The 24,401-nt window shown below is 65.5% G+C and carries 23 protein-coding genes; 6 read left to right on the top strand and 17 right to left on the bottom strand.

Features of this window, described 5'->3' with window-relative positions; all coding sequences use genetic code 11:
• Positions 1 to 15 precede the first annotated feature (15 nt).
• A complete protein-coding gene (locus FJ986_RS16875) occupies positions 16 to 1,407 on the bottom strand; it encodes a sigma-54 dependent transcriptional regulator (RefSeq protein WP_140514597.1) in 1,392 nt (463 codons plus the stop codon).
• Positions 1,404 to 3,209: a sensor histidine kinase gene (locus FJ986_RS16880; protein WP_140514595.1), complete on the bottom strand. Its 1,806-nt coding sequence runs from the start codon at positions 3,207 to 3,209 to the stop codon at positions 1,404 to 1,406. Before FJ986_RS16880 ends, FJ986_RS16875 begins: the two co-directional genes overlap by 4 nt.
• Before the next feature lie 323 nt (positions 3,210 to 3,532).
• Here FJ986_RS16880 and FJ986_RS16885 point away from each other — a divergent pair, with 323 nt between their 5' ends.
• Positions 3,533 to 4,861, top strand: coding sequence for a dicarboxylate/amino acid:cation symporter (locus FJ986_RS16885; protein WP_140497716.1), 1,329 nt, complete (start codon positions 3,533 to 3,535; stop codon positions 4,859 to 4,861).
• Positions 4,862 to 4,979: 118 nt separating this feature from the next.
• On the opposite strand, the gene FJ986_RS16890 is transcribed toward FJ986_RS16885, so the two are convergent.
• Genes FJ986_RS16890 through FJ986_RS16915 form a run of 6 tightly spaced genes read right to left on the bottom strand, consistent with a single transcriptional unit; the run spans position 4,980 to position 10,259 of the window.
• Positions 4,980 to 5,990, bottom strand: a complete 1,011-nt coding sequence (locus FJ986_RS16890; RefSeq protein WP_140675122.1) for an ROK family protein — start codon at positions 5,988 to 5,990, stop codon at positions 4,980 to 4,982.
• On the bottom strand, positions 5,987 to 6,709 hold the full coding sequence (locus tag FJ986_RS16895) for a ribulose-phosphate 3-epimerase (protein ID WP_140672701.1): 723 nt from the start codon (positions 6,707 to 6,709) through the stop codon (positions 5,987 to 5,989). Before FJ986_RS16895 ends, FJ986_RS16890 begins: the two co-directional genes overlap by 4 nt.
• A complete protein-coding gene (locus FJ986_RS16900; protein ID WP_140672702.1) occupies positions 6,706 to 7,539 on the bottom strand; it encodes an alpha/beta hydrolase in 834 nt (277 codons plus the stop codon). Before FJ986_RS16900 ends, FJ986_RS16895 begins: the two co-directional genes overlap by 4 nt.
• On the bottom strand, positions 7,536 to 8,357 hold the full coding sequence (locus FJ986_RS16905; protein ID WP_140675124.1) for a sugar phosphate isomerase/epimerase: 822 nt from the start codon (positions 8,355 to 8,357) through the stop codon (positions 7,536 to 7,538). Before FJ986_RS16905 ends, FJ986_RS16900 begins: the two co-directional genes overlap by 4 nt.
• Positions 8,357 to 9,433: a Gfo/Idh/MocA family oxidoreductase gene (locus FJ986_RS16910; protein WP_140675127.1), complete on the bottom strand. Its 1,077-nt coding sequence runs from the start codon at positions 9,431 to 9,433 to the stop codon at positions 8,357 to 8,359. The genes FJ986_RS16905 and FJ986_RS16910 overlap by 1 nt, the downstream gene beginning before the upstream one ends.
• Before the next feature lie 4 nt (positions 9,434 to 9,437).
• The gene (locus FJ986_RS16915; RefSeq protein ID WP_140675129.1) at positions 9,438 to 10,259 is read right to left on the bottom strand and encodes a sugar phosphate isomerase/epimerase; all 822 of its coding nucleotides are present in this window, start codon (positions 10,257 to 10,259) and stop codon (positions 9,438 to 9,440) included.
• A gap of 178 nt (positions 10,260 to 10,437) precedes the next feature.
• Between FJ986_RS16915 and FJ986_RS16920 the strand changes: the two genes are divergently transcribed.
• Both FJ986_RS16920 and FJ986_RS16925 read left to right on the top strand, forming a co-directional pair.
• A complete protein-coding gene (locus tag FJ986_RS16920) occupies positions 10,438 to 11,586 on the top strand; it encodes a Gfo/Idh/MocA family oxidoreductase (RefSeq protein WP_140514586.1) in 1,149 nt (382 codons plus the stop codon).
• A gap of 23 nt (positions 11,587 to 11,609) precedes the next feature.
• The gene (locus FJ986_RS16925) at positions 11,610 to 12,560 is read left to right on the top strand and encodes an alpha/beta hydrolase (protein WP_140675214.1); all 951 of its coding nucleotides are present in this window, start codon (positions 11,610 to 11,612) and stop codon (positions 12,558 to 12,560) included.
• Here the strand turns inward: FJ986_RS16925 and FJ986_RS16930 are convergent.
• The 8 genes from FJ986_RS16930 to FJ986_RS16965 form a co-directional block, all read right to left on the bottom strand.
• Entirely contained in the window at positions 12,548 to 13,582 is a 1,035-nt protein-coding gene (locus tag FJ986_RS16930) for a LacI family DNA-binding transcriptional regulator (RefSeq protein ID WP_140497700.1), read from the bottom strand. The two genes, FJ986_RS16925 and FJ986_RS16930, sit on opposite strands and share 13 nt — an antisense overlap.
• Positions 13,583 to 13,873: 291 nt before the next feature.
• Positions 13,874 to 14,665, bottom strand: coding sequence for an SIS domain-containing protein (locus FJ986_RS16935; protein ID WP_140497698.1), 792 nt, complete (start codon positions 14,663 to 14,665; stop codon positions 13,874 to 13,876).
• Between the two features lie 40 nt (positions 14,666 to 14,705).
• Entirely contained in the window at positions 14,706 to 15,476 is a 771-nt protein-coding gene (locus FJ986_RS16940) for a GntR family transcriptional regulator (protein WP_140520922.1), read from the bottom strand.
• Positions 15,473 to 16,348: an ROK family protein gene (locus tag FJ986_RS16945; RefSeq protein WP_140520923.1), complete on the bottom strand. Its 876-nt coding sequence runs from the start codon at positions 16,346 to 16,348 to the stop codon at positions 15,473 to 15,475. The genes FJ986_RS16940 and FJ986_RS16945 overlap by 4 nt, the downstream gene beginning before the upstream one ends.
• On the bottom strand, positions 16,345 to 17,082 hold the full coding sequence (locus FJ986_RS16950) for a PIG-L family deacetylase (RefSeq protein WP_140555546.1): 738 nt from the start codon (positions 17,080 to 17,082) through the stop codon (positions 16,345 to 16,347). The genes FJ986_RS16945 and FJ986_RS16950 overlap by 4 nt, the downstream gene beginning before the upstream one ends.
• Positions 17,079 to 17,936: a carbohydrate ABC transporter permease gene (locus tag FJ986_RS16955; RefSeq protein ID WP_140675132.1), complete on the bottom strand. Its 858-nt coding sequence runs from the start codon at positions 17,934 to 17,936 to the stop codon at positions 17,079 to 17,081. Before FJ986_RS16955 ends, FJ986_RS16950 begins: the two co-directional genes overlap by 4 nt.
• Positions 17,933 to 18,865 (bottom strand): sugar ABC transporter permease, encoded by a 933-nt coding sequence (locus FJ986_RS16960; protein WP_140514575.1) that lies wholly within the window; start codon positions 18,863 to 18,865, stop codon positions 17,933 to 17,935. The genes FJ986_RS16955 and FJ986_RS16960 overlap by 4 nt, the downstream gene beginning before the upstream one ends.
• Positions 18,866 to 18,915: 50 nt before the next feature.
• On the bottom strand, positions 18,916 to 20,184 hold the full coding sequence (locus FJ986_RS16965) for an extracellular solute-binding protein (RefSeq protein WP_140514572.1): 1,269 nt from the start codon (positions 20,182 to 20,184) through the stop codon (positions 18,916 to 18,918).
• Positions 20,185 to 20,505: 321 nt separating this feature from the next.
• Here FJ986_RS16965 and FJ986_RS16970 point away from each other — a divergent pair, with 321 nt between their 5' ends.
• From FJ986_RS16970 to FJ986_RS16980, 3 genes are read left to right on the top strand one after another with little or no spacing between them, the layout of a single operon-like run.
• Positions 20,506 to 21,798 (top strand): sugar ABC transporter substrate-binding protein, encoded by a 1,293-nt coding sequence (locus FJ986_RS16970; RefSeq protein ID WP_140675135.1) that lies wholly within the window; start codon positions 20,506 to 20,508, stop codon positions 21,796 to 21,798.
• Positions 21,799 to 21,806: 8 nt separating this feature from the next.
• Positions 21,807 to 22,697, top strand: a complete 891-nt coding sequence (locus FJ986_RS16975) for a sugar ABC transporter permease (protein WP_140675138.1) — start codon at positions 21,807 to 21,809, stop codon at positions 22,695 to 22,697.
• Entirely contained in the window at positions 22,694 to 23,557 is an 864-nt protein-coding gene (locus FJ986_RS16980; protein ID WP_140497680.1) for a carbohydrate ABC transporter permease, read from the top strand. The genes FJ986_RS16975 and FJ986_RS16980 overlap by 4 nt, the downstream gene beginning before the upstream one ends.
• Here the strand turns inward: FJ986_RS16980 and pcaD are convergent.
• Complete coding sequence (gene pcaD / locus FJ986_RS16985; protein ID WP_140520927.1) at positions 23,547 to 24,371, bottom strand: 3-oxoadipate enol-lactonase; 825 nt, start codon at positions 24,369 to 24,371, stop codon at positions 23,547 to 23,549. The two genes, FJ986_RS16980 and pcaD, sit on opposite strands and share 11 nt — an antisense overlap.
• Between the last annotated feature and the right edge of the window lie 30 nt (positions 24,372 to 24,401).

Here is a 24,401-nt window from a genome sequence, read left to right on the forward strand (position 1 = left end):
GCGCCTGCGCAACGCCTATGTCCGTCCCCGAACAGCGTGCCGGTCCGGGTCGCCACCATTGCGGAATTCGGAGGCGGAAATGCCGTAGCGCTTCAGCTTGTCGTAGAAGGTCTTGCGCGGCACGCCGAGTGCGTCGATGGCCCCGCGCACGTCGCCGGCATGATCGCGCAAGGCTTCCCGGATGAGTTGCGCCTCGTAGCGGCCGACCCGTCCGGGCAGCGCCGCTGAGGGCTCCGGCAAGCGCGCGGACGTTGCCCTGGCCTCCTCGTCGGGCCCGAGGCCGAGCGCGACGCGGTCGGCAAAATGCGCGAGCTCGCGCACATTGCCCGGCCAGTCATGCGACTGGAGATGGTCGCTCACCGCGGCATTCACCGCCGCGACCGGGCGGCCGAAACGCTGCGAGGCCTTGCCCAGGAAATGCCCGAACAGCATCGGGATGTCGCCGCGCCGCTCGCGCAGCGGCGGGATGCGCAGCGTCACGACGTTGAGGCGGAAATAGAGATCCTCGCGGAAATCGCCGCGCTGGTCCGGCCGACCCAGATCGACCTTCGTTGCCGCGACGACCCGCAGATCGAGGCGGCGCGTTTCGTTGGAGCCGAGCGGGGTGAGGCTGCGCGTTTCCAGCACCCGCAGCAGCTTGACCTGTAGCGGCGGCGGCATGGATTCGATTTCGTCGAGGAACAGCGTGCCGCCGCTCGAATGCTCGATGCGACCGATTCGCCGCCGCTGCGCCCCGGTGAACGCGCCCGGCTCGTGGCCGAACAGCTCGCTCTCGATGACGGTCTCCGGCAGAGCGCCGCAATTCAGCGCCACGAAAGGCTTTGCGCGGCGCCGGCCCCATCGGTGCAGGAGATCCGCCACCACCTCCTTGCCGGTGCCGGTCTCCCCTTCCACCAGCACGTCGACATCCATGTCGGCGATCTGACGCAAGGTCTCGCGCAGGCGGCGGATGGCGGGCGCCTCGCCGATCAGCGGCAGGCCGTCGGCGGCCTGTGCGGCGGCCTCGTGCAGCCGCCGGTTCTCCATCACCAGCCGCCGCTTTTCGCTTGCCCGCTTCAGTGCCTCGACAAGGCGCTCGCCCGCATAGGGTTTCGGGATGAAATCGTAGACGCCGTCCTTGAGCGCCGCCACCGCGAGATCGACATCGCCATGCCCGGTGACCAGGATCACCGGTATGTCGATGTCGATCGCCCTGATGCGATCGAACAGCTGCAAGCCGTTCATGCCGGGCATGCGGATATCGCTGACAACCACGCCCTGGAAATCCCGGTCGACGGCGGCAAGCGCTGCCTCCGCGGCCTTGAACGCGATCACGCCGAAGCCGGCAAGCTCGAGCAATTGCGTGGTGGCGTGAAGCAGATCCGCGTCGTCTTCGACGAGCGCGACCAGCCCTGATCCCTCAGTCATTCAATTCGCCTCAGATCTATGGTGAAGGATGCGCCTTTCGTGCTGCCCGGATCGAGGCGCAGCGTGCCGCCCAGTTCCTGGGCGATCTCCTGCGAGATCACCAGACCGAGGCCAAGCCCCTTTTCCTTGGTGGTCTGGAACGGCATGAACAAATTGCCGGCCGCTTCCGGCCCGAGGCCAGGTCCATTGTCGCGCACCGAAACCAGCACCCTGTCGTCGCGCTCGGCAAGCTCGATCTCGATGCGCGGATCGGGCCGGTCCTTCAGGGCATCCAGCGCATTCTGCAAGAGATTGACCAGGATCTGCTCCAGCCGGATTCGGCTGGCCATGACCGTCGGCGAGGCGGTGCCGCGCGGCTTGACGACGGTCACGCCGGAATCGCGGATGCGGCCGGACAGGAGCGACAGCGCGCCGTCGATCGCTTCGCGCACGGGCAATGGCGAGGCGGCGACGCCTGGCCGCCGTGCGAAGGTGCGCAGCGTGCTGGTGATGGCGCCGATGCGCTCGGTCATCGACACGATCGATGTCAGGTTGCCCGAGACGGATTCGACTTTGTCGCCATGCAGGAAGCGGCCGGCATTCTCGGCGTAGGTGCGTATCGCCGCCACCGGCTGGTTGATCTCATGCGCGACGCCGGCGGCGATCTGGCCGAGGATGGAAAGCCGGTTGGCCTGGGCGAGGTCGTCGCGCAGTCGGCGGACCTTGGCCTCGGCGTTTTCGCGCTCGGCGATCTCGCCGGCAAGGGCGGTGTTGGAGCGGGTCAGTTCCGCCGTTCGCGTGCTTACCCTGCTCTCCAGTTCAGCATTCATGCGCGCCAGCGCTTCCTGCCTCACGCGGCGCGCACGGCGGCGCCTGAGAAGCACGTAGGCAAGTAAACCCGTGAACAGCAGCGCCAGCAGCGTGGTCAGGCGTGCCGTGTTGGCTGCCGACGTCAAAGCGGCATCGGCAGGCGTGAGCAGCCACAGACGCCAACCGGGAACGGCGCCGGGCAGGTCCTGCGCCACTTCGACGAACTGGCGCGATTTTCCGGCATTGTCGATTGTCGCCAGGCCGTCACCGGCACCGCGTCGTATCGGCAGCGGTTCGAAGCCGGTTTCGGCAAGTTGAAGCTGCGCGTGAGCTGTCGCGGCATCCGCGGCCGAGAGCGGCGCAAGCGCGTGGAACCGCCACTCGGGCCAGCTGGTCGCCAGCACGACACCGCGCTCGTCGGTGACAAATACGACAAAGCCGCTGGAGCGCCAATTGGCTTCGACGCCGTCGAGTTCGACCTTCAGTACGGCGACGCCGAGCGGCGTCTTGCCGTCATCGACGCGGCTGGCGAGATAAAGTCCCGGCCTGCCGCTGATCGTGCCGAGGCCATACTGGCTGGCGGCGCCCTTGGTCATGGCGTCGGTGAAATAGTGGCGGAAATTGTAGTCGATGCCGACGAAGCTGCCCGGCTCGCCGGCGTTGCTGGCCGATATCGCGATGCCTGCCGTGTCGATGACATAGATGGCGGATGCCGAGGCGTCGGCGGCAATGGCGCGGAGCTTGTCGTCGAGCGCTGTCTCTTGCGTTTTGCCGGCCCGGCGCAACGCGTCGCGCACGGCATCGTCGCGTGCCAGCACCAAGGGAACGAGACGCTGCTTTTCGATTTCGCCGGTCAAGGTGCCCGCCGCCAGCGGCAAGGCTGCCAGTGCTCCGTCGCGGAGATCGCCGGCAGCCTGGTTGGCGGCAAGGCGCCCGGCAATCGCGACCGCTCCCGCCAGCATTGCCAGGCCGATCAGGAGAATGAGCCAGCGGCCGTCACGCAGCCTGGCCATCGCTTCACGCAGCAGGTCGCGGCCGGCGAATTCCGGGGATGCGCTATCGATGTCTGCCTGCGGCGTCTGCCCTCTCCACCGTTCGCTGTTCAGCAGCCACTGTAATGCGAAACTCCGCCCAGGCAAACAAGGGTGAGTGCGGAAATCCGCACAGGCCTCCATTGAAACGGGGACAAAACCGCCGGAAATCCAGGGTTCCGGCCTTTTCTCGATCTGGCACGGCGCTTGCAAAACTCTCGACAGCGGCGAGCGACCGGAGCGCCGCGATGGGAGAAGTCTTGCGGGGCGGCGCGTGCCGTTCCCTCCGGCCAGGGAGATAGCAGATGCACATGGCAGACCAATCACGCGCGCCCGCCGCGCAGCGCAAGCCGCTTTACGCCCAACTCTACGTGCAGGTGCTGGTGGCGATCACCGTCGGTATCCTGCTCGGCCATTTCTATCCGTCGCTCGGCGAGAGCATGAAGCCGCTTGGCGACGCCTTCATCAAGCTGGTCAAGATGATCATCGCCCCGGTTATCTTCCTGACGGTCGCCACCGGCATCGCCGGCATGAGCGACCTGCAGAAGGTAGGCCGCGTCGCCGGCAAGGCGATGCTCTACTTCCTCACCTTCTCGACACTGGCGCTCATCATCGGCCTGATCGTGGCCAATGTCGTGCAGCCCGGGGCCGGCTTCAACATCGACCCGGCGACGCTCGACGCCGCGACCGTCAACAGCTACGCCGCCAAGGCGCACGACCAGTCGGTCACCGGCTTCCTGATGAACATCATCCCGACGACCATCGTCGGCGCCTTCGCCGACGGCGACATATTGCAGGTGCTGTTCTTTTCGGTGCTGTTCGGCATCGCGCTGGCCCTGGTCGGCGACAAGGGCGCGCCGGTGCTCAATTTCCTGCAGGCGCTGATGGCGCCGATGTTCAAGCTGGTCAGCGTGCTGATGAAGGCAGCCCCGATCGGCGCCTTCGGTGCCATGGCCTTCACCATCGGCAAATACGGCATCGGCTCGGTCATCAACCTCGCCATGCTGGTCGGCACCTTCTACATGACCGCTTTTCTGTTCGTGTTCATCGTGCTGGGCGCCGTCTGCCGCTACAACGGCTTCTCCATCCTGTCGCTGATCCGCTACATCAAGGAGGAGCTGCTTCTGGTGCTGGGCACCTCGTCTTCGGAAGCGGCACTGCCCTCGCTGATGGAGAAAATGGAGAAGGCCGGCGCGAAGCGCTCGGTGGTCGGGCTGGTCATCCCGACCGGCTATTCCTTCAACCTCGACGGCACCAACATCTACATGACGCTGGCCGCGCTGTTCATCGCGCAGGCGACGAACATCCACCTCTCCTTCGGCGACCAGATCCTGCTGCTCCTGGTGGCGATGCTTTCCTCCAAGGGGGCGGCCGGCATCACCGGCGCCGGCTTCATCACCCTTGCCGCCACGCTTTCGGTGGTGCCGGCTGTGCCTGTCGCCGGCATGGCGCTGATCCTCGGCGTCGATCGCTTCATGTCGGAATGCCGGGCGCTGACCAACTTCGTCGGCAATGCGGTGGCGACGCTGGTGGTGGCGCGCTGGGAAGGCGAGCTCGACGAGGCCAAGCTGGCCAGGGCGCTGGCGGGAACGGCCGACGACAGCCTGCCGGCGGACATCGTTCCAGCCGAGTAATCACAACGGCCGCACAGCGATAGCAAATGGCCGGAGGCATCGCCGCCTCCGGCCGTTTTTCGTGTGCTCACCGTGTGAGGCAGCAGGACGCGCACGCCGCGCAGCTTGAGCTCGGCCATCAGTGTCCGCCCTCGTGTCCGGGATATCTGCTTGGCCCTTCGACAGGCACGCGGGCTGTGCCGTCGTCGAACAGGACAAGGCTCGCCGCGCCGATCAGCCCGGCGTGGCGGCCGAGCTGGGCCTGAACCACCGGCACGTCGCGATAGGCGCGCATGGCGCGCTGGCGGATGGTCGCCTCTATTGCCGGAGCCATCAGATCGAGGCCATTGGCGATGCCGCCGCCGACGACCAGCACGTCGGGCGAATAGAGATGCAGGAGGTTAGTGAAGCCGACGCCGAGCCAGCGCGCTTCCTCCTCGAGCAGGGCCAGGGCGAGATCGTCCTGCAGCCGCGCCGCATCGACGACATGGCGGCCCGTCACCTCGCCGTTGGCCGAGAGGCGGCGCAGCGTCGAGCCGTCGAAGGCCGACGTCGCGGCATTGGCGCGGCGGCCGAGCGCGGTGCCCGAAGCGATGGCCTCGAAACAGCCGACGACACCGCACATGCAGCGCTCGCCTCCATCGGTGATGGTCATATGGCCGATCTCGGCGGCAAGGCCGCGGCGGCCGTGCAGGATGCGCCCGTCGGCGACGACGCCGCCGCCAATGCCGGTCGAGACGGTGACGAAGACAAGCGAACGGGCACCGTGGCCGGCGCCGAAGCGCCACTCGCCAAGTGCCGCGGCATTGGCGTCGTTCTCCAGCCGCACCGGCAAGCCGAGCCGCCGCTCGAGGATGTCGGCCAGCGGCACGTCCAGCCAGCCGGCGAGCGTCGGCGGCCCGACGGCGATGCCGGCCAGCGGATCGAGCGGTCCCGGCGCACCGACGCCGACACCGAGGATGGCGAGGGCCGGCGCCTCGGCATGGATGGTCGCGGCGAGAGCCTCGATCTGGCCGATCACCACTTGGGGACCGGCCTGCGCCTGTGTCGGCACCGCCGCGAATGCCAGTATCTTGCCATCATGGTCGACCAGGGCGGCACGAAGCTCGGTGCCGCCAAGATCGATCGCGAGAGCGGCCTCGTTGCTCATGCCGCGACTTTCAGCCCGTGCAGCCAGCCGATGCGGCCGGCCAGATCCTTGTCACCGAAGGCGAGCGAACCAAGAACGACGGTCTCGGCGCCCGCGGCACGCAGCAGCGGCACCGTCTCGTGGCGGATGCCGCCGTCGGCGGCAAGAACCACGTCCGCCTCGCGGCCGGTCTTGCGCAGGATGGCGCGGGCCTCAACCAACCTGTCGCAGGCTTTCTCCGAAAGGCCTTGCCCCTTGACGCCGATCGCGGTTCCCAGAAGCGTGACGAACGCGACTTCGGACACAAAGGGCCCCACCGCTTCGATCGGCGTTTCCAGCCGCAGCACGACGCCGGCCCCGGCGCCGAGTTGCCGTGCCAGCCGAACCGCGCGCAGACCCGCCTCGCCGTTCTCGGCATGGACGCTGATCATGTCGGCCCCGGCCTCGATGAATTGGCGCGTCTGTTCCTCGACGATTGTCCCGTCGACCATCAGATGGACATGGATGGGCTTGGCCGTCAGCTTGGCGATGCGAGCGACCAGATCGGGGAAGAACAGGAAGGACGGCGCGAAGTGGCCGTCAGCGACATCGATGTGGTGAAGGTCGACATAGGGTTCGATGCGCTTCAAGTCGCTCTCGAAATTGGCGAGATTGGCAGACCAAGACGAGAATTCAGCGATCAGACGATCGCGCGGCAATGCGGCGATAGCGGCCGGGCCTGAAAGGGGTTTCGAGATCATGACTGGTCCTGGTTGTTGAAATTTTTATCGAGAAAGCCGCCGATCGCGGCACGGATTTCGGCGAAGTGGCGATCCTTGTCGGTGGCCTTCGGTGTCACCTCGGTGAAGATCGCGTTGAGGATTGTCTTCGCCAGTTCGCGCGCGGTCGCCAAGGGATGGACGAGATCGACGCCGCTTCCGACGACGAGTGTGGGGATTGAGAGCGCAGAGGCTGCGGCCCGCGAAACGCCGGGCCCATCGCCGGCGATTGCCCGCATCATTTCGGCGAAGTCCGCTGCATTGTCGCGTTCGAAGAAACCGAGCAAGGACGCTAGATTGTCGGGTGCCTCGGCGCGGAACCGGGCCGCCGTGGCCGAAGCGGCAAAGATGGCGCGCGCCTCGTTCGGCGGACGGTTTCGGATGAGCTCGGCCACTTCCGCATAGGGACGCATGTTTTCAGGGGCCGCGTCGAAGGCCCAGGCAGGCCGGACCAGCACCAGGCCGGTGACGCGCTCGGGATGCCGGACGGCCAGGCGCAGCGCGATCGCCGCACCCATCGAGATGCCGCCGGCGACGAAGCGTTCGATGCCGGCCGCATCGGCGGCGGCCAGCACGTCGTCGGCGAACATGGCGATCGAAAAGGGGCGCTTGTGGCCGGCACCGGAGCCGCCTTGGGCCCGGCATTCGACGGTGAGCCGGCGTCGCGACGGGCTGTCGGAAAAATTCTGCGCCACCTGGGCGGCGTCACCGCCGAGACCGTGCTGGAAGACGACGGAAAGCCTACCTTGCTCCGTGTCGAAGACACGAAGCGCAGCATCGTCGCGAAGCATCATTGTCGGTGCGACGCTCATCGGAGCAGCCCGCGCAGAAACGCGGCGACGGCGGGAGCTTCGTCGGCCGACAATCCGTGCGTGACAAGCGGGCCATCGAATTTCACAGCGTTCAGCCGCGCGACGAAATCCGGAAAATCGACAATGCCCTCCCCTGTTGTGGCGAAGCGGCCGTCGCCATGCCTGTCCTTGGCATGCGCCATGGCTATATGGCCGGCGGCCTCGTCGATCGCCGCCGCAACGATGGCGCGCGCCTCCTCCGGCGTCGCATGTTCGAACAGGTTCGCAGGATCGAGCACGATCTTCAGATGCTTCGAGCCCATGTCGGCGATCAAGCGGGTGGCATCCTTCGCCGAGGTGACGATGTTGGCCTGTTCGGGCTCGATGCCGAGATCGACGCCTGCCCCTTCGGCCAGCGCCAGCGCCTTTTCCATCTCAGTGGCCATGTCGGACCAGGCGGCCGGTGTGGCGTTGTCGGGATGATAGGCCCATTGGTCGGCTGCATTGCGCGAGCCGGTGCAGAGCGTGACCAGCGGAATGTCGAGGGCGGCGGCTGTATCGATGACGACGGCAAGGCGGCGAAGACCATCATCGCGCACCGCCTTGTCTGGATGCGCCATGTTGTAGGTGCCCGACAGGGCGGCGAGCGATACGCTTGTTGATCGGGCGGCGGCGCGGATGGCCGGAATGGCTGCGTCAGGCACCGCATCGGGCATCGACGGCAGGCCGGCGCAAGCGAGATTGAATTGCGTCGTCTCATAGCCCGCCTGCCGCACGGCCGCCAGCACAACAGCCGGCTCGGTGCCCGCAAAGGTCTTGGCGAAGACGCCGAGACGCATCAGACCGCACCCGAGACTGAAGCGAGCTCAATCCGTTCGCCGGTCTCGACGGAGCGGGCAATGGCGACCATGGCGCGGATCGAGGCAATGCCGTCCTCGACATTGGCACCGCGCATCGGCGCGCCGTTCAGCACCGTGTCGGCGAGACCTTCCAGTTGGCGGCGGAAGAAATGGCCGTCGGCGCCGAGCGGTTTTCGCGAGGTCGCGTCCTTCTCATGGAAGATATCGACCTCGCTGGCGCGGAAGTACCAGGGATTGAACGTCTTGGCGATGACGGAGCCGTTCTCGCCATAGAGCTGGAAACCCTCGTGCCAGTCCATGCGTACGGCGACGGTGAGATCGAGATGGCCGAGCGCGCCGCTGGCGAACTCGGTCTCGACGAACCAGCAATAGGCGCCGAAGCGTTCGTTGAGACGGGCGCGTACGGCCGTGATCTCGCCGCAGAGGAAGCGGGCCGTATCGACGAGATGCGAGCCGTGCGCCAGCATGAAATACTGCCGGAGATCCGCCTTCGGATTGCCGGACGGTTTCTTCGCCAGCTTGCTGGTGACAGGCAGCGGCTGCACCGCATCCGTGTTGGTGTAGCGGTGGGTGGAATCGCAATACCAGGCCTTCAGCGCCAGCACCTCGCCCATTTCGTCGCGGACGAAGTCGCGCGCCGCCTCCAGCGCCGGATCGAAGCGTTTCATGTGGCCGACCTGCAGGATCCTGCCGGAGCGTTTCACCGCCGCCGCCAGCGCCTCGCCTTCCTCGACCGAAGTTCCGATCGGCTTTTCGCACAGCACATGCTTGCCGGCGTCGAGCGCCTTGATCGACATCGGCACGTGATAGGCGTCCGAGGTGGCGACGATGACCGCTTCCAGCTCCGGATCGGCGAGCATCTCGTCATAGTCGGCATACATCTTCCGCGGCTCATAGCTGACGCCCATGCGGGCGAGCAGGTCGGGTGCGGCGTCGCAGATGGCGTAGAGGTCGGCATTGCCTGCCTTGACGCAGGATTCCAGATGCGCGAACTGCGCGATGGGGCCGCAGCCGAGCACGCCGACCCTGAGGCGCCTGTCCTGTTTCCTGATCATCGTCTCAGGCTCCGTAGCCGCGCATCGTCTGGCGGTTGGTCTTGACCGCGCCGGCAGGATCGGCGGCGGCCGTGTCGGATTCTTCCTCAAGCACCAGCCAGCCGTTGAAGCGCGGCGCCCTACCGACGATCTCGATCACTTCACGGGTGTCGCAGACGCCTTTACCCAGCATCGCCCAATCGCCCTTGGCGTCGACGTCCTTCAGATGGATGTAGCGGATGCGGTCGCGGTAGGTGGTAAGCGTATCGGCCATGTCCTTGTGGCCGCGCAATATGTGGCCGGTATCGGGCACCCAGCCGACCAGGTCGGGTTCGAGCAAGGCAAAGATCGCGTCGTAGTCGGCGCGGTCGAACAGCAGCGTGTTGTGGTGCGAACTCGGATGCACTGCGACCTGGACGCCGGCCTTGCGCCCGAGCTCGCCGGCCCTGTTGTAGACCTCCGCGGCGATAGCGAATTCGTCGTCGCGCGAGCCGTTGGAGACGACGGTCGCCGAGCCCATCGAGACAAGCGCACCTGGGAACGCGGCAGCGAAATCGATCCAGCGCCTCGCGGTTTCGAGATCGGCGCCGATCTCGTCCTTCAGCGTGAAGCCGCTTTTCGAACCGAAGGCGAAGGAGACCAGCGTCAGGCCGGATGCTCCAAGCGCCGCGGCGAACTCCGTCGGCTTGCCTGCATAGCGGCCGATCATCGTGTCGGTGATCTCGATGCCGGCATAGCCGCCATCGGCGATCGCCTTCAGGAGATCGTTGGGGCCGCCGGTCCAGGCCTTGCCGAGCATTTCCCAGGTGAAGGTCTGGCAGCCGACCTTGAGCTTCGTCTTCGTCATGTTGTTCATTCCTTGACGCCGCCCTGGGTTTCCTTGGCGCCCCTGGGTTTCGCATGGTCTATAAAAATTTTACGCGCGTCAATATTCAAAATGTTGTATAGCGGCTTGCGGGGAGTGATCCGTTGCCGGCGCAATGGATCCGGCAGAGCGTGGCCGCATCGGAGGAATGACACAGAAAATGCACGGACGATCGAAGACGAAGCTTGGGATCGGCGTCGTCGGATGCGGCAACATCTCGATGACCTACCTGCGCAATGCCGCCCTCTTCGGCAGCATCGAGCTGCGCGCCTGCGCAGACATCTCGGCCGACATGGCGGCGCTGCGGGCGAAGGAATATGGCATCCGCGCGCTCGGCGTCGACGCCATGCTGGCCGATCCCGAGATCGATCTCGTCCTCAACCTGACCATCCCGGCTGCGCATTTCGACGTTTCGCTTTCGGCGCTTTCGGCGGGCAAGCATGTGTTCACCGAAAAGCCGCTGGCGACCTCGGCCAGCGACGGGCGCCGCCTGGTGTCGGAGGCGGCCAAGCGAGGGCTGCTGCTCGGCTCGGCCCCCGATACTTTCCTCGGCGCCGCCGGGCGGCGGGCGCGCCGCCTGATGGATGAAGGCGCCATCGGCCGCGCCGTGACCGGCACAGCCTTCATGATGGGCCGCGGCATGGAGCACTGGCACCCCAACCCACAATTCTACTACCAGCCGGGCGGCGGCCCGGTGTTCGACATGGGCCCCTACTATCTGACCATGCTGGTCAATTTGCTCGGTCCCGTCCAACGCGTCATGGCAATGGCGACGCGGGGCCAGCAGGAGCGGCTGATATCAGCCGAGGGACCGTTCAAGAACACGACCTTCAAGGTCGGCACGCCGACCAACGTGCTGTCGCTGCTCGAATTCCGGTCAGGCGCGACAGTCACCTTCGGCGCCTCATGGGACGTCTTCAAGCACTCCAACCATCCGATCGAACTGCACGGCACGGAGGGCTCGCTGCGCCTGCCCGACCCCGACACGTTCGGCGGCACCGTGTCCTTGTCCGAGCGCGGCGCCGAGTGGAAGGATTTCCCCAGCGAGGGCGAACTCTACGGCGCCCGCAACTGGCCCTATGCCGCGCCCGACCGCGCCAACTATCGCATGCTCGGCGTCGCCGACCTCGTGCGTTCGCTCGCGACAGGTGCCACGCCCCGCGCGTCCGGCACTCTGGCGCTGCATGTGCTGGAGATCATGGAGGCGATCCTGCACTCCGGCGAAACGAAAAACCCGGTCGCCATTGCTGGCGATGTCGTCCAGCCGGCCCTACTCTCGGAGGACGAGGCGCGCGACCTGCTCGCCTAGATGCAATCATGACGGAGATTGCGATGACGCTCGATCCTGATGCTCTGCGTGCCCTGGAAATCGGCCGCGCGGCCGGCGGTGCGCCGTTCGAGAACGGCAGCGTGGCGGCGGCGCGGGCCGCCTACAACGCTTCGTTCCCGGCGCAGCAGGGCGAACATGAGCCGGTCGCGGCGACGTCGCAGCGGCAGATCGACGGACCGAACGGCCCGGTTCCGATCCGCATCCATCGCGGCATCGGCGCACCGCGAACCGGCGCGCGCGCCGTGCTCTATCTGCATGGCGGCGGCTGGGTCATCGGCAATCTCGATTCGCATGACGAGATCTGCCGCTGGCTGGCCAATCTGGCCAATGCCCTCGTCGTCTGCCCCGATTATCGACTGGCACCAGAGCACAAATTCCCCGCCGGGCTCGAAGACTGCGCGGCAGCGCTCCGCTTCATCGCGCAAGACGCCGGGGATCTCGGCATCGATCCTGCCCGTATCGCCGTTGCCGGCGACAGTGCCGGCGGAAACCTTGCCGCCGTGCTGGCACTGCTCGCCCGCGACGGGCAAGCACCGCCGCTTGCCGCACAGATCCTGATCTATCCCAACACCGATGCCCGCCAGACGGCGGACAGCTACCGCCGTTTCGGCAACGGCTTTGGACTGACCGCCGCCACCATGGCCTGGTTCCGCGACCACTATGTGCGCACCCCGGACGACATCAAGGACTGGCGCGTTTCGCCGCTGCTGGCACCGAGCCTTGCAGGCGCGGCGCCGGCGTTTGTCGTGACCGCCGGTCACGATATCCTGGCCGATGAAGGGACCGCCTATGGCGAACGCCTGCTTGCTGAAGGGGTGCCGCTGGTCCTGCGGCACTGGCCGGGCCAGATCCACGGCTTCGTCTCGATGGGCCGCTATATTCTCGCCGCGCGGCAAGCGATGAGCGAGGCCGCCGCCTGGCTCCAATTGCAGACGCGCGCTCAGGCCGACTGACGCATCACCAGGGTCGCGCCGAGCTTGACGTTTCGCACGAGGTCATGCGCGGGCGGGCGGGCCTCGTCGAGCAAGGCCAGCAGGATCTCGACGCTGCGGCCGGCCATTGCGGCGAAGTCCTGCGCCATGGTGGTGAGCGGCGGACAGGTGTAGCGGCTCAACGGGTGGTCGTCATGGGCGGCGACACGGAAATCGCAATCGGGCTTGCGGCCGATCTTCAGCCCGCGCGTGAAAGCGGCCGACATGATGCCGAAGGCGAGCCGGTCATTGGCGCACAGGATCGTGCGACCAGGCAGGCCTCCCTTGTCGAGCGTCCTTTCCATCCATTCATGGCCGATCCGCTCGAAGTCCCAGGTGTAGTCGCGCGCCGCGTTGATGACGACAGGCTCAAGGCCGGCGGCCCGCATCGTCTCGATATAGCTTTGCAGTCGCTCGCCCGAATTGTGGTTGACGTGCGGGATGTCGACATACACCGGCGGCTCGCCGGACCGGCAGAGATAATCGACCATGATCGACGTGCTCTGGTGGTTGTCGTTGCCGACGAAGGGCGTGTCACCCTCGATATAGGTGTCGAAATAGACGATCGGGATGTCTTTGCCCATCCGTTCGAAGACGCCCGGCTCGGAGACCGATCCCAGCGGGGCCACGATGGCGCCGGCCACCTTGAGCGAGGTGAGCGTCTTGACCGATTCCGACTCAAGCCTGGGCGAACCGTGCGAGGAGATGACGATCGGCCAAAAACCCTCGTCGCGGCAGCGCAGTTCAATGCGGCTGACCATCTCGGCATAGAACGGATCGGTAATCGCCGGCACGACGATGCCGACATTGCGGGTGCGCTTGCGGTTGAGATTGCGGGCGAAGAGGTTCGGCTGATAATCCGAGGAGCGAAGCGCGGCCTCGATGCGGGCGCGCGTCGCCGGCTTGACGCTCGTCGGATCATCGAAATATTTCGACAGGGTCGGCCGTGACACGCCGCACGCCCGGGCGAAGTCATCCATCGTGCGGTGCGTCTTTTCCGCCATCGATATTCAGGGTCCCTTGCCCTCGCCCGCCGCCCCGGCCGACACCAGTCACGCGGCCGTTGCCTGGAAGCAGCAATGCTCGACCGAACTTGTCCAGTCAAGTTTTAACGGTTCCCAATAGATCGCAGAGTCATTACGCGCGTCAAATTATTTATTTACGCTTTCAAAGCAACACTGGAGCTTCGGAAGGAAGCCAAGGGGATAGGCCCGGGTCTTGCATCGACGATGATAAGTTCGCATTGGGCGCATCCATGGGCGGGAGGCGTCCGCGACGCCTCCCGCCCCCGAACATCATTCGCCCCGCATCGTCGCCTGGAAGGCCGGCAGGTGCTTTTTCTGCGCTTCCAGCATGCGTTCGCGGTAGACGCCGTAGATGACATCGGTGTCGTGCAGGGTCACGCCCGCGATCGTCGGCGAGGCGAAGACCGGCAGTTCGATGCCGCGCTTGGCGAGCTGCTCGGCGGTACGCGCGACCAGCTCATGCGCCAGGATCATGGCGAGCACGGTCGACGAGCCCGACACCGGACGGCTCCAGCCCTCGACCGGCACGATCGCATCCTCGATCGGAGAGCAGGTGTCGATGACGAGATCGGCCGCGTCGGCCAGTCGCTTGCCGGAGGAGTGCGTCGCGGGCTTGTCGAGATTGTTCTTGCTGGTGACCGCAACGACGAAGATGCCGCGCTTCCTGGCATAGAGCGCCGTATCGATGCCGGAAGAGTTGCGGCCGCTGTGGCCGAAGATGATGATGGAGTCACCCTTGTTGAGCGGCTGATGATCCAGGAATTTTTCGGCGTATTTCTCGGTGCGCTCCAGCCACAGCAGCTCACGCACGCCGCCGGCGCCGAGCACATTGTGCCACATCACGCGCGGGTCCGTCAGCGGGTTGAAACCGACATAGCTGCCGTAACGCGGAAACACTTCCTGCACCGGCAGCACCGAATGGCCTGAACCGTAGAGATGGATCAGACCGCCGCCTTCAAGCGAGTCGGCAAAGCGGCTGGCTGCCTGGCCAAAGGCCGCTTCATTGGTTTTCGCTGCCTGGTCGATGAGGGCGGCGAGACGGTGAATGTAGAGGTCGGACACGTGGGTACTCCTGTTAAGTGTCTGCTTGGGTGATGATGGATCAGCTTCGCGGATTTGACGGGACGCGCCCGGCGCGCAGCGTCGAGCGTATCTCGTAGCGGTCGCCGCGCATGATGGAGACGGTGAACTCGAACGGACCGCGCTCGTCGGTGGCGATACGCTCGACCACGAAAGCCGGACTGCCGACCGGCAGATCGAGCAGCTCGGCATCCGCCGCGCCAACCGCGCCGACGCGATAATTCTCGCGCGCCGCCACCGGCACGATGCCGTAGTGGCGCTCCAGCGCCTCGTACAGCGATCCCTGCAGCAGGCCGGCGTCGAGGAAGCCCGGCACACGTGCGGCTGAGAGCTGCGCCGTCTGGATGCCGATCGGTTCGTTGTTGCCGAGCCGCAGCCGCCGGATGCGCACCACCGGGTCACCCTCCTCAATCTCCAGCGCGCCGGCCGCCGCCGCATTGGCGATGGTGAGGCTGCAATCGAGCAGGCGCGAGCCGGCAACGACGCCGATATTGCCCATCTCCTGGGTGAAGCTCGTCAGTTCGCGGGTGCCGGCGACGAGCGTGGTGGAGCGCACGAAGGTGCCGCGTCCGTGTTCGCGGCGCAGCAATCCGCTTTCCTCCAGATTGCGCAAAGCGTGGCGCAGCGTGATGCGGCTGACCCCGAAAAGCGCGCCCAGCCGGTCTTCGGCCGGGATCTGGTCGCCCGTCGCCCATTCGCCGCTCTTGACGATGGCGCGGATGGCCTCCTCGACCTGATACCAGAGCGGCTCGGGCCTTCTGCGATCCGGCTGCTGAAAACTGGCTTCACTCATCGGATCTGTCTCCACCCGCTTCCGGCCTGTCCGGCCACTGCCGCACCGACCAGGCCGGCGCCGGGGCCGAACGCGCCAGCCTTGAGAGAAATGCCGCGGAGATGCGGCGGCAGTTGGCGCCGCAGCGCGGCAAGCAGCGGCGGTCCGATGACGTCAAGCGCATCGGCAAGGCCGCCGGAAACCAGGATCACCTGGGGGTCGAGCAGCGCGACGGCGCCGGCAAGCGCGGTGCCCAGCCGGCGCGCCGGCAACTCGAGCAGGGTCTGTGCCGCGAGTTCGCCCGCCTGGGCAGCCGCGATCAGCTGGCGGCCGCTGGCAAGGCCGACCTGGCCGGCAAGCGCATCAAGCGCGCGGCCCGATGCAACGCGCTCCAGCCAGCCGCTGCGCTCCTCGCCATGGTCCTTGATGTCGGCGCAGGCCCAGCCGAACGAGCAGGCGCCGCCATGCGTGCCGGCGACGATGCGGTGGTTGGCGAGCACCGCCGAGCCTATGCCCGTGCCGATTGCCAGCAGGATCGCATCCGACATGCCTTTCGCGCTGCCTTCAACGGCTTCCGCCAGCAGGGCGATCTGCGCGTCGTTGCCAACGGCGACGCGCAACCGCGGGAACAGCGCCGCGATGTCGACACCGTCGAGCCAAGGGAGATTCGGGATCCAGCGGCAGACTGACCCCTCGACGAGACCTGGCACCGCCAGGCCCAACGCCTTGACCGCGCCAGCCTCGGCGCAAAGCGCCGTGATACGGGCGACGAAGGCATCAAGGCTTGCCGGCGCCGGTTCGCGGCTCGGCCTCTCCAGCGCGCTGACATTGCCGGACTGGACGGCGGCGCGCAGATTGGTGCCGCCGAGATCGATGGCCAGAACCCGCGTCATCGGCGCCCTCCGGCAGCCGGTGGCGCGAACAGACCGCTGCCGGCGTTCCAGGAATGCGAGGCCGCCGCGAAGGCCTGCGCATGGCGCGTGCCGCGCAGGCAGCCGCGCAGACGGTAGAGCGCGCTGTAGTAATCGACATAGGGGAAGCTGCTCAGGCCCCGCGCCAGCTCGTATTCATGCACCGCCTCGCTCCACGCCTCGAAGCCGTCGCTGACGTCGACCAGGTGCTCGGGGCGGAAACCGTCATCGTCCTCCCAGTTCTCGCCGAACAGCAGCAAGCCCGGCGTAAAGGCGGCATGGTCGCGCGCAACAGTCGGAAGGGCGGCGAAGAAGATGCCGGTCTGCGTCAGCTTGGCTGCGGCGCGATGGTCCTTGTGCCAGCTGCCGTGCCAATGGGTTATGACCACTTCCGGCTTCAGCTCGCGAATGACATCGCACAGTTTCAGCGCCGTCTCGTCGTCGGAAGGCAGGAAGGCGTCATGCAGGCCAAGATTGCGTATGGCGACGCCGAGGCGAGCGGCGGCCCTGCCCGCTTCCTCTTCCTTCTGGGCGCAATAATGCTCGGGGATCAGGCACGGATGGCCCTGCTCGCCCATGCTCAGGTGCAGGAACGTCACCGTGGCGCCCCTCATTACGGCGGCCGCCGCCAGCGGTCCGGCGATCACCTCGGCATCGAAGGCATGCGCACCGACGACGAGGATGGATTTGGCGTCATAGATCCTGTCCTCGATCATTTCATGCCTCCCCCGGCGCCTACGCCCTCTCGAATCTGGCGGGCGAGCAGACAATACATGATCAGGATCGGCGCCATGGAGATCGCCAGCGAGGCGAACACCAGGCCCCAATCGGTGCGGTACTGGCCGACGAAGACGCTGATGGCCAGCGGCACGGTCTTGTAGCGGTCGTCGAAGATGAAGATCAGCGGGAAGAAGAAGTCGTTCCACACGGCGATCGCCGTGAAGATGGCGACGATCGACACCGCCGGCTTCACCATCGGCAGGATGATCTGGAACAGGATGCGGACCTCGCCGGCGCCGTCCATGCGTGCCGCCTCGTCGAGTTCGGAGGGCAGGACGCGCATGAAATTGGCGAAGATGAAGACGGCGAAGGGAATGCGGATCGCCGAATAGACGAGGATCAGTCCGGTCAGGGAATCCAGCAGGCCGAGATTGCGCATCAGCGTGAACAGCTCGACCGAGGCGAGCCTTATCGGCAGCATGATGCCGGACAGGAACAGGCCGAGCATGATGGCGTTCCAGCTCAGCCGGTAACGGCTGAGCGGATAGGCGGCCATGGCCGAGACGACGATGGTGAGGATGACCGCCCCGGCGGTGACGATCAGGCTGTTGATGAAATTGTGGCCGAGGTCGGCACGTGTCCACGCGTTGACGAAATTGTCGAAGGCCCAGCTTGTCGGCAGGCCGAGCCGGTTGTCGTAGATTTCGGCCGTCGACTTGAAGCAGGAGACGACGAGGATGTAGAGCGGCAGCAGCACGGCCGCCGTCCATACGGCAAGCACCGTCCAACCGGGCAGCCGCGAAAGCCGGCGCGAGATCAGGGGACTGCCTGAGATGGCCAGCGTGCTCATAGCTGCACCGTGCGGCGGTCGAAGAAGCGCAGCATCAACAGCGTGCCGACGCTGAGGATGAGGAACAGCATGGTGCCCAACGCCAAAGCAAGCCCGATATCGGTGATGCCGACGGCGCCCTCCGCGCCGAACGCCAGCCTGTAGAAATAGGTCACCAGCGTGTCGGTCGAATAGCTCGGATTGCCCTGTACGCCTTGCATCACATAGACGATGTCGAACTGGTTGAAGGTGTTGATGAAGGACAAAGTCGTCAGCGTGCCCAGCGCCGGCATCAGCAAGGGCAGCGCGACGGAGAACAGCATGCGCGCATTGCCGGCGCCGTCGAGTTTCGCCGCCTCAAAGATCTGGCCCGAAATCTGCCGCAGGCCCGCCGTGTAGATCAGCACCGGCAGGCCCATCCAGTTCCAGGCGTCGACGGCGACCAGCATGGCCAGCGCGGTGTGGCTGTTGCCAAGCACGGTCAGGCTGCCCTGGTGCAGGCCAAGCCCGTTCAGCGCCCATTCGACCACGCCGCCCGGCGCCAGGAGCAGGCGCCACAGCGCACCGACGATGACCGGGCTCAGCACCGCGGGGAAGAAAAAAACCGACTGGAAGAAGGCCGCACCTCGATCACGCAGGAACAGCAGCCAGGCGAACAGCAGTCCGATGCCGTTCTGGAAGACCATGATGCCGAAGAACCAGGCGGTGTTGTGCCAGAGCGCGCCGTAGAGCCTGGCGCTACTGGGGAAAACGAACAGGCGCGAAAAATTCGACAGGCCGGCGAACTCGGTGATGCGCAGCCCCTTCCAGATGAAGAAGCTGCCCCACAGCGACATCGCCAAGGGATAGAGGACGAACAGGGCGTAGACGGCCAGCGCCGGCAGGATGAAAAGCACGGCCATGCGCTGCTGCGTTCGCTTCAGGCTGCTTTTGCGGCGACGATCGATCATGCGTGGCTTGCCCGGTGGGAGGCCGGCCGCATTGCGGCCGGCCCGGCTCCTTACTGCTTCGGCTTGAACCAGGTGGCGACGGCGGCCTGCATGTCGGCCGCCAGCTTCTCCGGTGCGATGTTGCCTTCGACCATATCGATGATCTCCGCTTGCAGGACGGAAGAGGCGGTCGGCGACTGCCAGCGGAACCCGACCAGCGTCAGGTAAGGCGTCGAGTTCTTCGACATCTCCATCATTTCGGCCAATACCGGGTCCTTCACCGTGACATCCGTGCGGGCCGGCGGCCAGCCGAGTTCGTCGGCGAACATCTGCGCGAATTCGGCCGAAGCCATGAAGTCCAGCACCTTGATCGCGGCTTCCTTGTTGGCGCTTTCGGAGACCAGGCCGTAGGAGCCGTCCGAGAAGGCCGAGGTGTAGAGCTTTGCTCCCGCATCGTCAGCGGGGAACGGGAAGATCGAGAATTTCAGCTTCGGGTTCTGCGATTTGAAGCTGCCATTCTCGAACGAACCGCCAAGGAACATCGCGGCCTTGCCACCAATGAACTGCTGGGTGGCGGTGGTGTAGTCGATCCCGGCGAAGCCGTCGGGGAAATAAGGCTTCAGCTCGGCGAAGCGCTTCAGCGCCGCGACATAGCGCGGATCCTCGAAGGTCGCCTTGCCGGTCATCATCTCGTCGTAAAAGCCGGGGCCGTAGACGGTCGGGCCGATGACGCCGACGCCGATCTCCAGTTCCCACGCCGAGCCGTTGGCGCCGCCGGTGGCGATCGGCGTGATGCCGGCCGCCTTCAGCTTGTCGCAGGCGGCGACGAAATCCTTGTAGGTCTTGGGGACCTCGATGCCCTGCGCGGCAAAGATATCCTTGTTGTAGAAGACGCCCATCATCGGCACCGAATAGGGCACGCCGTAGAGCTTGCCGTCGGAGCGCCCACGCGCGCCGCCAAGGGCTGCGTCCGGCATGCTCTTCAGTTCCGGCACGCTCTCGTCGAGCGCGTCGAGATAGCCCGCCTCGACGAAAGGCTGCAATTCGCCATAGGCCTTGAGCTGGGCGATGTCGGGCCCGCGCCCGCCACGCAACGCCGTGCTCAGGCGGTTCTGGTAGTCGGCATCCGGCGTGAACTGGATGTTGACCTTGATGCCTGGGTTCTTGGCCTCGAAGGCATCGAAGATGCGGCGCATCGCGGCTTCGTCCTCGGTGCGCCAGCTCCACAGCGTCACCGTGCTGTCGGCCCGCGCCGGCAGGCTGGTGAACAGGCCAGCGCAGGCGGCAAGGCCGCCGATCAGGCCAAGGGCTGCGCGTCGGTGAATTGAAAGCATGCTCATTGCCAGTCTCCCATTTTTATCTGTCCTTGGCGTCCCGCGGCCCTATCGACGCCGCGGAGAGTCATTCCTCAGGAAAGTCATTATAACGACATAGCAGCCTCCGCAAGAGGTCTGACACTCCCTCCGGGAACGGCTGGGCTAAGCCAATCAACCATGATTCCTTCACAGCTAACTGTATTTCCACCGTAAATTTCGTATGTGAACGGACAGCAGAGAAATCAGGGACAGCGCCATGCGCAGCTTTTTCGCAATCGGGCCCTTGCGCCAATGCTTCATGTTGTCATAACGTCATCGTGATCGCTAGCCTGAGGGAGGATGAGGATGTCTCTTGCCTGGACTTCGAAACTGGCTCTGGCCGCGAGCCTGGCCATCCTGCCCGCCAGCGGCTGGGCGCAGTCGGTCAACATCTCCTATCTCACCCATTGGTCGCCGGAGACGGTCGCATTGCTGGAAGCGGCGGCCAAGGACTATGCGAAGACAAATCCAGATGTCAGCGTCACCGTGCGCGCCGTTCCCTTCGGCGATCTCCTGACCACGCTGCGCTCCCAGGGCGGCGGCGCGGACGGTCCCACGATCGGCGGCATCTACGATCTCTGGTTGCCTGAGTTCGCCCGCGACAAGCTCGTCGCGCCCGCCCCCGACCCTGTCGCCGAAGAGGTCAAGGGAGCATGGCCCGCTGGCGTGGTGAGCGCCGCGTCGGTCGGCGGCAAGCTCTACGGCATTCCCAACGAGATCGACGTCTACGCGCTGAACTACAACAAGGCACTGTTCAAGCAGGCCGGCATTACTGCTGCGCCGAAGACCTGGGACGCGTTCAAGGATGCGGCGAAGAAGCTGACCAACAAGGATGCCGGCCAGCAGGGTTTCGGCATGATCAATTCCTGGGCGGCGGGCGTCGTCCACCCCTTCGCCTCGCTGCTGGTCTCCAATGGCGGCGACCTGGTCAAGGACGGCAAGCCGGCGCTGGACACTCCGCAGGCCGCGCAGACCTTCCAGCTCTATGAGGAGCTCATCAAATCGGGCGCCAGCGTGCCGGCCATGGCGACGGCAGACGCCAACACCACCGGCCCCTTCCTCGACAATTTCGTCTCCGGCAAGACCGGCATGATCATCATGGCCAATTGGTGGGAAAGCGCGCTGAAGGCAGGCATGGGCGACAGGTTCGCGGATATCGCCACCGCACCAATCCCCGTCGGCCCGAGCGGCGACAAGCCGCATTCGATCTCCTATTCCTGGATGACGGTGGTCAACGGCAATGCCGGCCAGGCCGAGCAGAAGGCCGCATGGGAATTCCTGGCCTGGCTCAACAATCCGAAATCCGGCAAGAACGGCGCCTCGGCGATGTCCGACATATTGATGTCGATGGGCATCCTGCCCTCGCGCAGCTCCGATATCGAGGCCCACAAGGACAAGCTCGGCTCGGAATTCCTGTCGGGCTATGTCAGCGTGCTGGCCGACGCCAAGCCCTTCCCGGTCGTGCCGGGCGGACAGGAGTTCTCGGAATCTCTGCAGCAGACGCTGGAGGCGTTGCAGTATGGCCAGGTCTCGGCCAAGGATGCGCAGGCGACGGCGCAAGCGGACGCCGCCTCGATCCTGGAGCGCGCCGCCAAGTAGACTGAACCATGATCAACAGGTACCGTGCCTCGGCGGGCATCATGCTGGCGCCCGCCGTGACGCTGATCGGCATCTTCATCCTGTTGCCGATGCTGCTCACGCTCTGGCTGTCCTTCCAGGACTGGTCGACGCAGACGCCCTTTTCCAGCGCCAGCTTCATCGGCCTCGACAATTTTCGCGAGATTTTCGGGCCGACCTCGGTCGGACGCGACTTCAAGGGCGCGTTGATCAACACCTCCATCTACACCGCGCTTTCCGTCATCCTCATCCTGCCGCTCTCGGTCGCCTTCGGGCTGATGGTCCACCAGCACGATGTTGGCGGCGGCACGGCGCTGCGGACCGTGCTGTTTTCCACCTATATGGTACCGATGATCGCGGTGGCGCTGGTGTGGTCGAAACTCTATTCGCCTGGTGAAGGGCCGCTGAATCAGATGCTCGGCCTGATCGGCGTCGGCCCGCAGCCCTTTCTGTCGTCCCCGCGCTCGGCGCTGATCTCGATCGTCCTGCTCAATGTGTGGCAGCAGGTCGGCTATTTCACGGTGCTGGCGATTGCGGGGCTGACCCAGATTTCCGGCAGCCTCTACGAGGCGGCAAAACTCGACGGCGCCAACCGGTTCGAGCAGTTCCGCTTCATCACCTTGCCGTTGCTGCGGCGCACACTCCTGTTCAGCGCGGTGATCGCCATCATCAACGCCGTGCAGGTGTTCGAGCCGGTGGCGCTGATCACGCAGGGCGGGCCGGTCGGCTCGACCAATGTCTTGACCTATCACATACGCCGCGTCGGCATCGAGCGCGCGCAGGGCGGACTGGGTTCGGCCATGGCCGTCATGCTGATGCTGTCGCTGATCGTCGTGGTCTGCGCTCTGTTCGCCTTTGCCAACCGGAAGGATCAGGAATGAGCGCGGGATCGTCGAGCCGGTTGCCGCGCAGACGCCCCGCCGGCCGCAAGGCGCTGCTGGCCACGCTCATGCTGCTCGTGGCCGTGGCGTCGGCCTTTCCGCTGGTTTGGATGGTTCTGTCCAGTCTCAAGACTCCGGCCGAGAGCATGCAGGTGCCGCCGGTGTGGATCCCGCACACGCCGAGCCTCGACGCCTACGGGAAAGTTTCGGGCGTGGTCAATGTCGGCCGTTCTATGTGGAATTCCCTGGTCATCGCCTCGATCACCACAGCCGGTATCCTCATCACCAGCATGATGGCCGGCTACGCCTTCGCCAAATACCACTTCCCCGGCCGCTCGCTTTTGTTCTCGGTGCTGATCGCGACCATGTTCCTGCCGCCGATCGTGACGCTGATCCCGCTCTATCGCCTCGTCGGCTCGATCGGCCTTAATGCCAGCCTCGCCGGCATCATCGTGCCCAACCTCGCCAATGCCTTCGGTATCTTCCTGATGCGCCAGTTCATTGCAAGCGTGCCTGACGATCTGATCGACGCTGCGCGCATGGACGGCGCCTCCGAACTGCTGATCCTGTTCAAGATCGTGGCGCCCAGCGTGGCGCCGGCGATCGCGGCATTGGCGCTGTTTGCCTTCGTCTATCACTGGAACAGCTATCTGTGGCCGCTGACCGTGCTGCAAGGCAACGCCGACGCCTATCCGATCGTCATCAGCCTCAGCCGGCTGTTGAGTTACAACAGAGGCGCCGTCAACACCGGGTTGGTGATGGCCGGCGCGACGCTTGCCGTGCTGCCGCCGCTCATCCTCTTCGTCCTGCTGCAGCGCTTTTTCGTCGATTCCATCGTCGGCTCGGCGATCAAGGGGTAGCCGCGCTCAAAGGTTTCTGCCCCGGAGGAGGCGACGCGACAAAATCGCGGATCAGCGCGACCACCGCCTCCGGCTGTTCGATGCAGGGAATATGGCCGGCATTAGGAATGATTTCAAAGCGGGCGCCGGGGATCAGCGCTGCCAGCGAGCGGACGAGATCGGGCGGTGTCGAGCCGTCCTGGTCGCCGACCATGCAAAGTGTCGGCACCGCGATACGCCGCGCGGCCTCGGTGAGGTCGGCGTCGCGGACCGCCATGCATGTCCCGATGTAACCCGGCAGCGCCTGCCTGGTCAGCATATTGCGGCAACCGGCAAGGTCGGCCGCACGCGCGGCATGGAAGCCGGGCGTGAACCATGCTTCCATCACACCGTCGGCTATCGCCTCGATCCCGTCGCGCTCGACGGTGGCGATACGCTTATTCCAGCTCTCGTCCGTGCCGATCTTGTGCGCCGTGTCGGACAGGATCAGAGCCTCAACGCAGCTGGGATGACGGGTATAGAGCCGCTGCGCGATCAAGCCACCGACCGACAGGCCGAACAGCACGACCCTGCCGAGATCGAAATGATCGATGAGGCCCAGGAGATCGTCGACATGATCATCGATCGACCGGATGCCGCTGCCGATATCGGAAAGTCCGTGGCCGCGCTTGTCGTAGACCAGCAGAGGCATGTCACCGCTTAATTGCGAGATGACATCGTCCCAGATGCGCAAATCGGTACCCAGCGAATTGATGAAGATCACCGGCCGCGCGGTGCCGGTCGCCTCGACATAGCGGTGGTGCAGCGCAAGGCCGCCAATGGTGACGAACGGCACGATTTCGACCCTCCCGGCTCCCACAGTGCA

The organism is Mesorhizobium sp. B1-1-1, assembly GCF_006442955.1.
Lineage (GTDB): Bacteria > Pseudomonadota > Alphaproteobacteria > Rhizobiales > Rhizobiaceae > Mesorhizobium.

What these genes read in the sequence shown, in the direction of transcription:
- FJ986_RS16875 (WP_140514597.1), bottom strand. Translation starts at nt 1,407, where the DNA reads ATGACTGAGGGATCAGGGCTGGTCGCGCTCGTCGAAGACGACGCGGAT.
- FJ986_RS16925 (WP_140675214.1), top strand. Translation starts at nt 11,610, where the DNA reads ATGACGCTCGATCCTGATGCTCTGCGTGCCCTGGAAATCGGCCGCGCG.
- FJ986_RS16890 (WP_140675122.1), bottom strand. Translation starts at nt 5,990, where the DNA reads ATGAGCAACGAGGCCGCTCTCGCGATCGATCTTGGCGGCACCGAGCTT.
- FJ986_RS16970 (WP_140675135.1), top strand. Translation starts at nt 20,506, where the DNA reads ATGTCTCTTGCCTGGACTTCGAAACTGGCTCTGGCCGCGAGCCTGGCC.
- FJ986_RS16885 (WP_140497716.1), top strand. Translation starts at nt 3,533, where the DNA reads ATGCACATGGCAGACCAATCACGCGCGCCCGCCGCGCAGCGCAAGCCG.
- FJ986_RS16945 (WP_140520923.1), bottom strand. Translation starts at nt 16,348, where the DNA reads ATGACGCGGGTTCTGGCCATCGATCTCGGCGGCACCAATCTGCGCGCC.
- FJ986_RS16950 (WP_140555546.1), bottom strand. Translation starts at nt 17,082, where the DNA reads ATGATCGAGGACAGGATCTATGACGCCAAATCCATCCTCGTCGTCGGT.
- FJ986_RS16895 (WP_140672701.1), bottom strand. Translation starts at nt 6,709, where the DNA reads ATGATCTCGAAACCCCTTTCAGGCCCGGCCGCTATCGCCGCATTGCCG.
- FJ986_RS16975 (WP_140675138.1), top strand. Translation starts at nt 21,807, where the DNA reads ATGATCAACAGGTACCGTGCCTCGGCGGGCATCATGCTGGCGCCCGCC.
- FJ986_RS16900 (WP_140672702.1), bottom strand. Translation starts at nt 7,539, where the DNA reads ATGAGCGTCGCACCGACAATGATGCTTCGCGACGATGCTGCGCTTCGT.
- FJ986_RS16910 (WP_140675127.1), bottom strand. Translation starts at nt 9,433, where the DNA reads ATGATCAGGAAACAGGACAGGCGCCTCAGGGTCGGCGTGCTCGGCTGC.
- FJ986_RS16880 (WP_140514595.1), bottom strand. Translation starts at nt 3,209, where the DNA reads ATGGCCAGGCTGCGTGACGGCCGCTGGCTCATTCTCCTGATCGGCCTG.
- FJ986_RS16980 (WP_140497680.1), top strand. Translation starts at nt 22,694, where the DNA reads ATGAGCGCGGGATCGTCGAGCCGGTTGCCGCGCAGACGCCCCGCCGGC.
- FJ986_RS16955 (WP_140675132.1), bottom strand. Translation starts at nt 17,936, where the DNA reads ATGAGCACGCTGGCCATCTCAGGCAGTCCCCTGATCTCGCGCCGGCTT.
- FJ986_RS16920 (WP_140514586.1), top strand. Translation starts at nt 10,438, where the DNA reads ATGCACGGACGATCGAAGACGAAGCTTGGGATCGGCGTCGTCGGATGC.
- FJ986_RS16930 (WP_140497700.1), bottom strand. Translation starts at nt 13,582, where the DNA reads ATGGCGGAAAAGACGCACCGCACGATGGATGACTTCGCCCGGGCGTGC.
- FJ986_RS16960 (WP_140514575.1), bottom strand. Translation starts at nt 18,865, where the DNA reads ATGATCGATCGTCGCCGCAAAAGCAGCCTGAAGCGAACGCAGCAGCGC.
- FJ986_RS16940 (WP_140520922.1), bottom strand. Translation starts at nt 15,476, where the DNA reads ATGAGTGAAGCCAGTTTTCAGCAGCCGGATCGCAGAAGGCCCGAGCCG.
- FJ986_RS16905 (WP_140675124.1), bottom strand. Translation starts at nt 8,357, where the DNA reads ATGCGTCTCGGCGTCTTCGCCAAGACCTTTGCGGGCACCGAGCCGGCT.
- FJ986_RS16915 (WP_140675129.1), bottom strand. Translation starts at nt 10,259, where the DNA reads ATGACGAAGACGAAGCTCAAGGTCGGCTGCCAGACCTTCACCTGGGAA.
- FJ986_RS16965 (WP_140514572.1), bottom strand. Translation starts at nt 20,184, where the DNA reads ATGAGCATGCTTTCAATTCACCGACGCGCAGCCCTTGGCCTGATCGGC.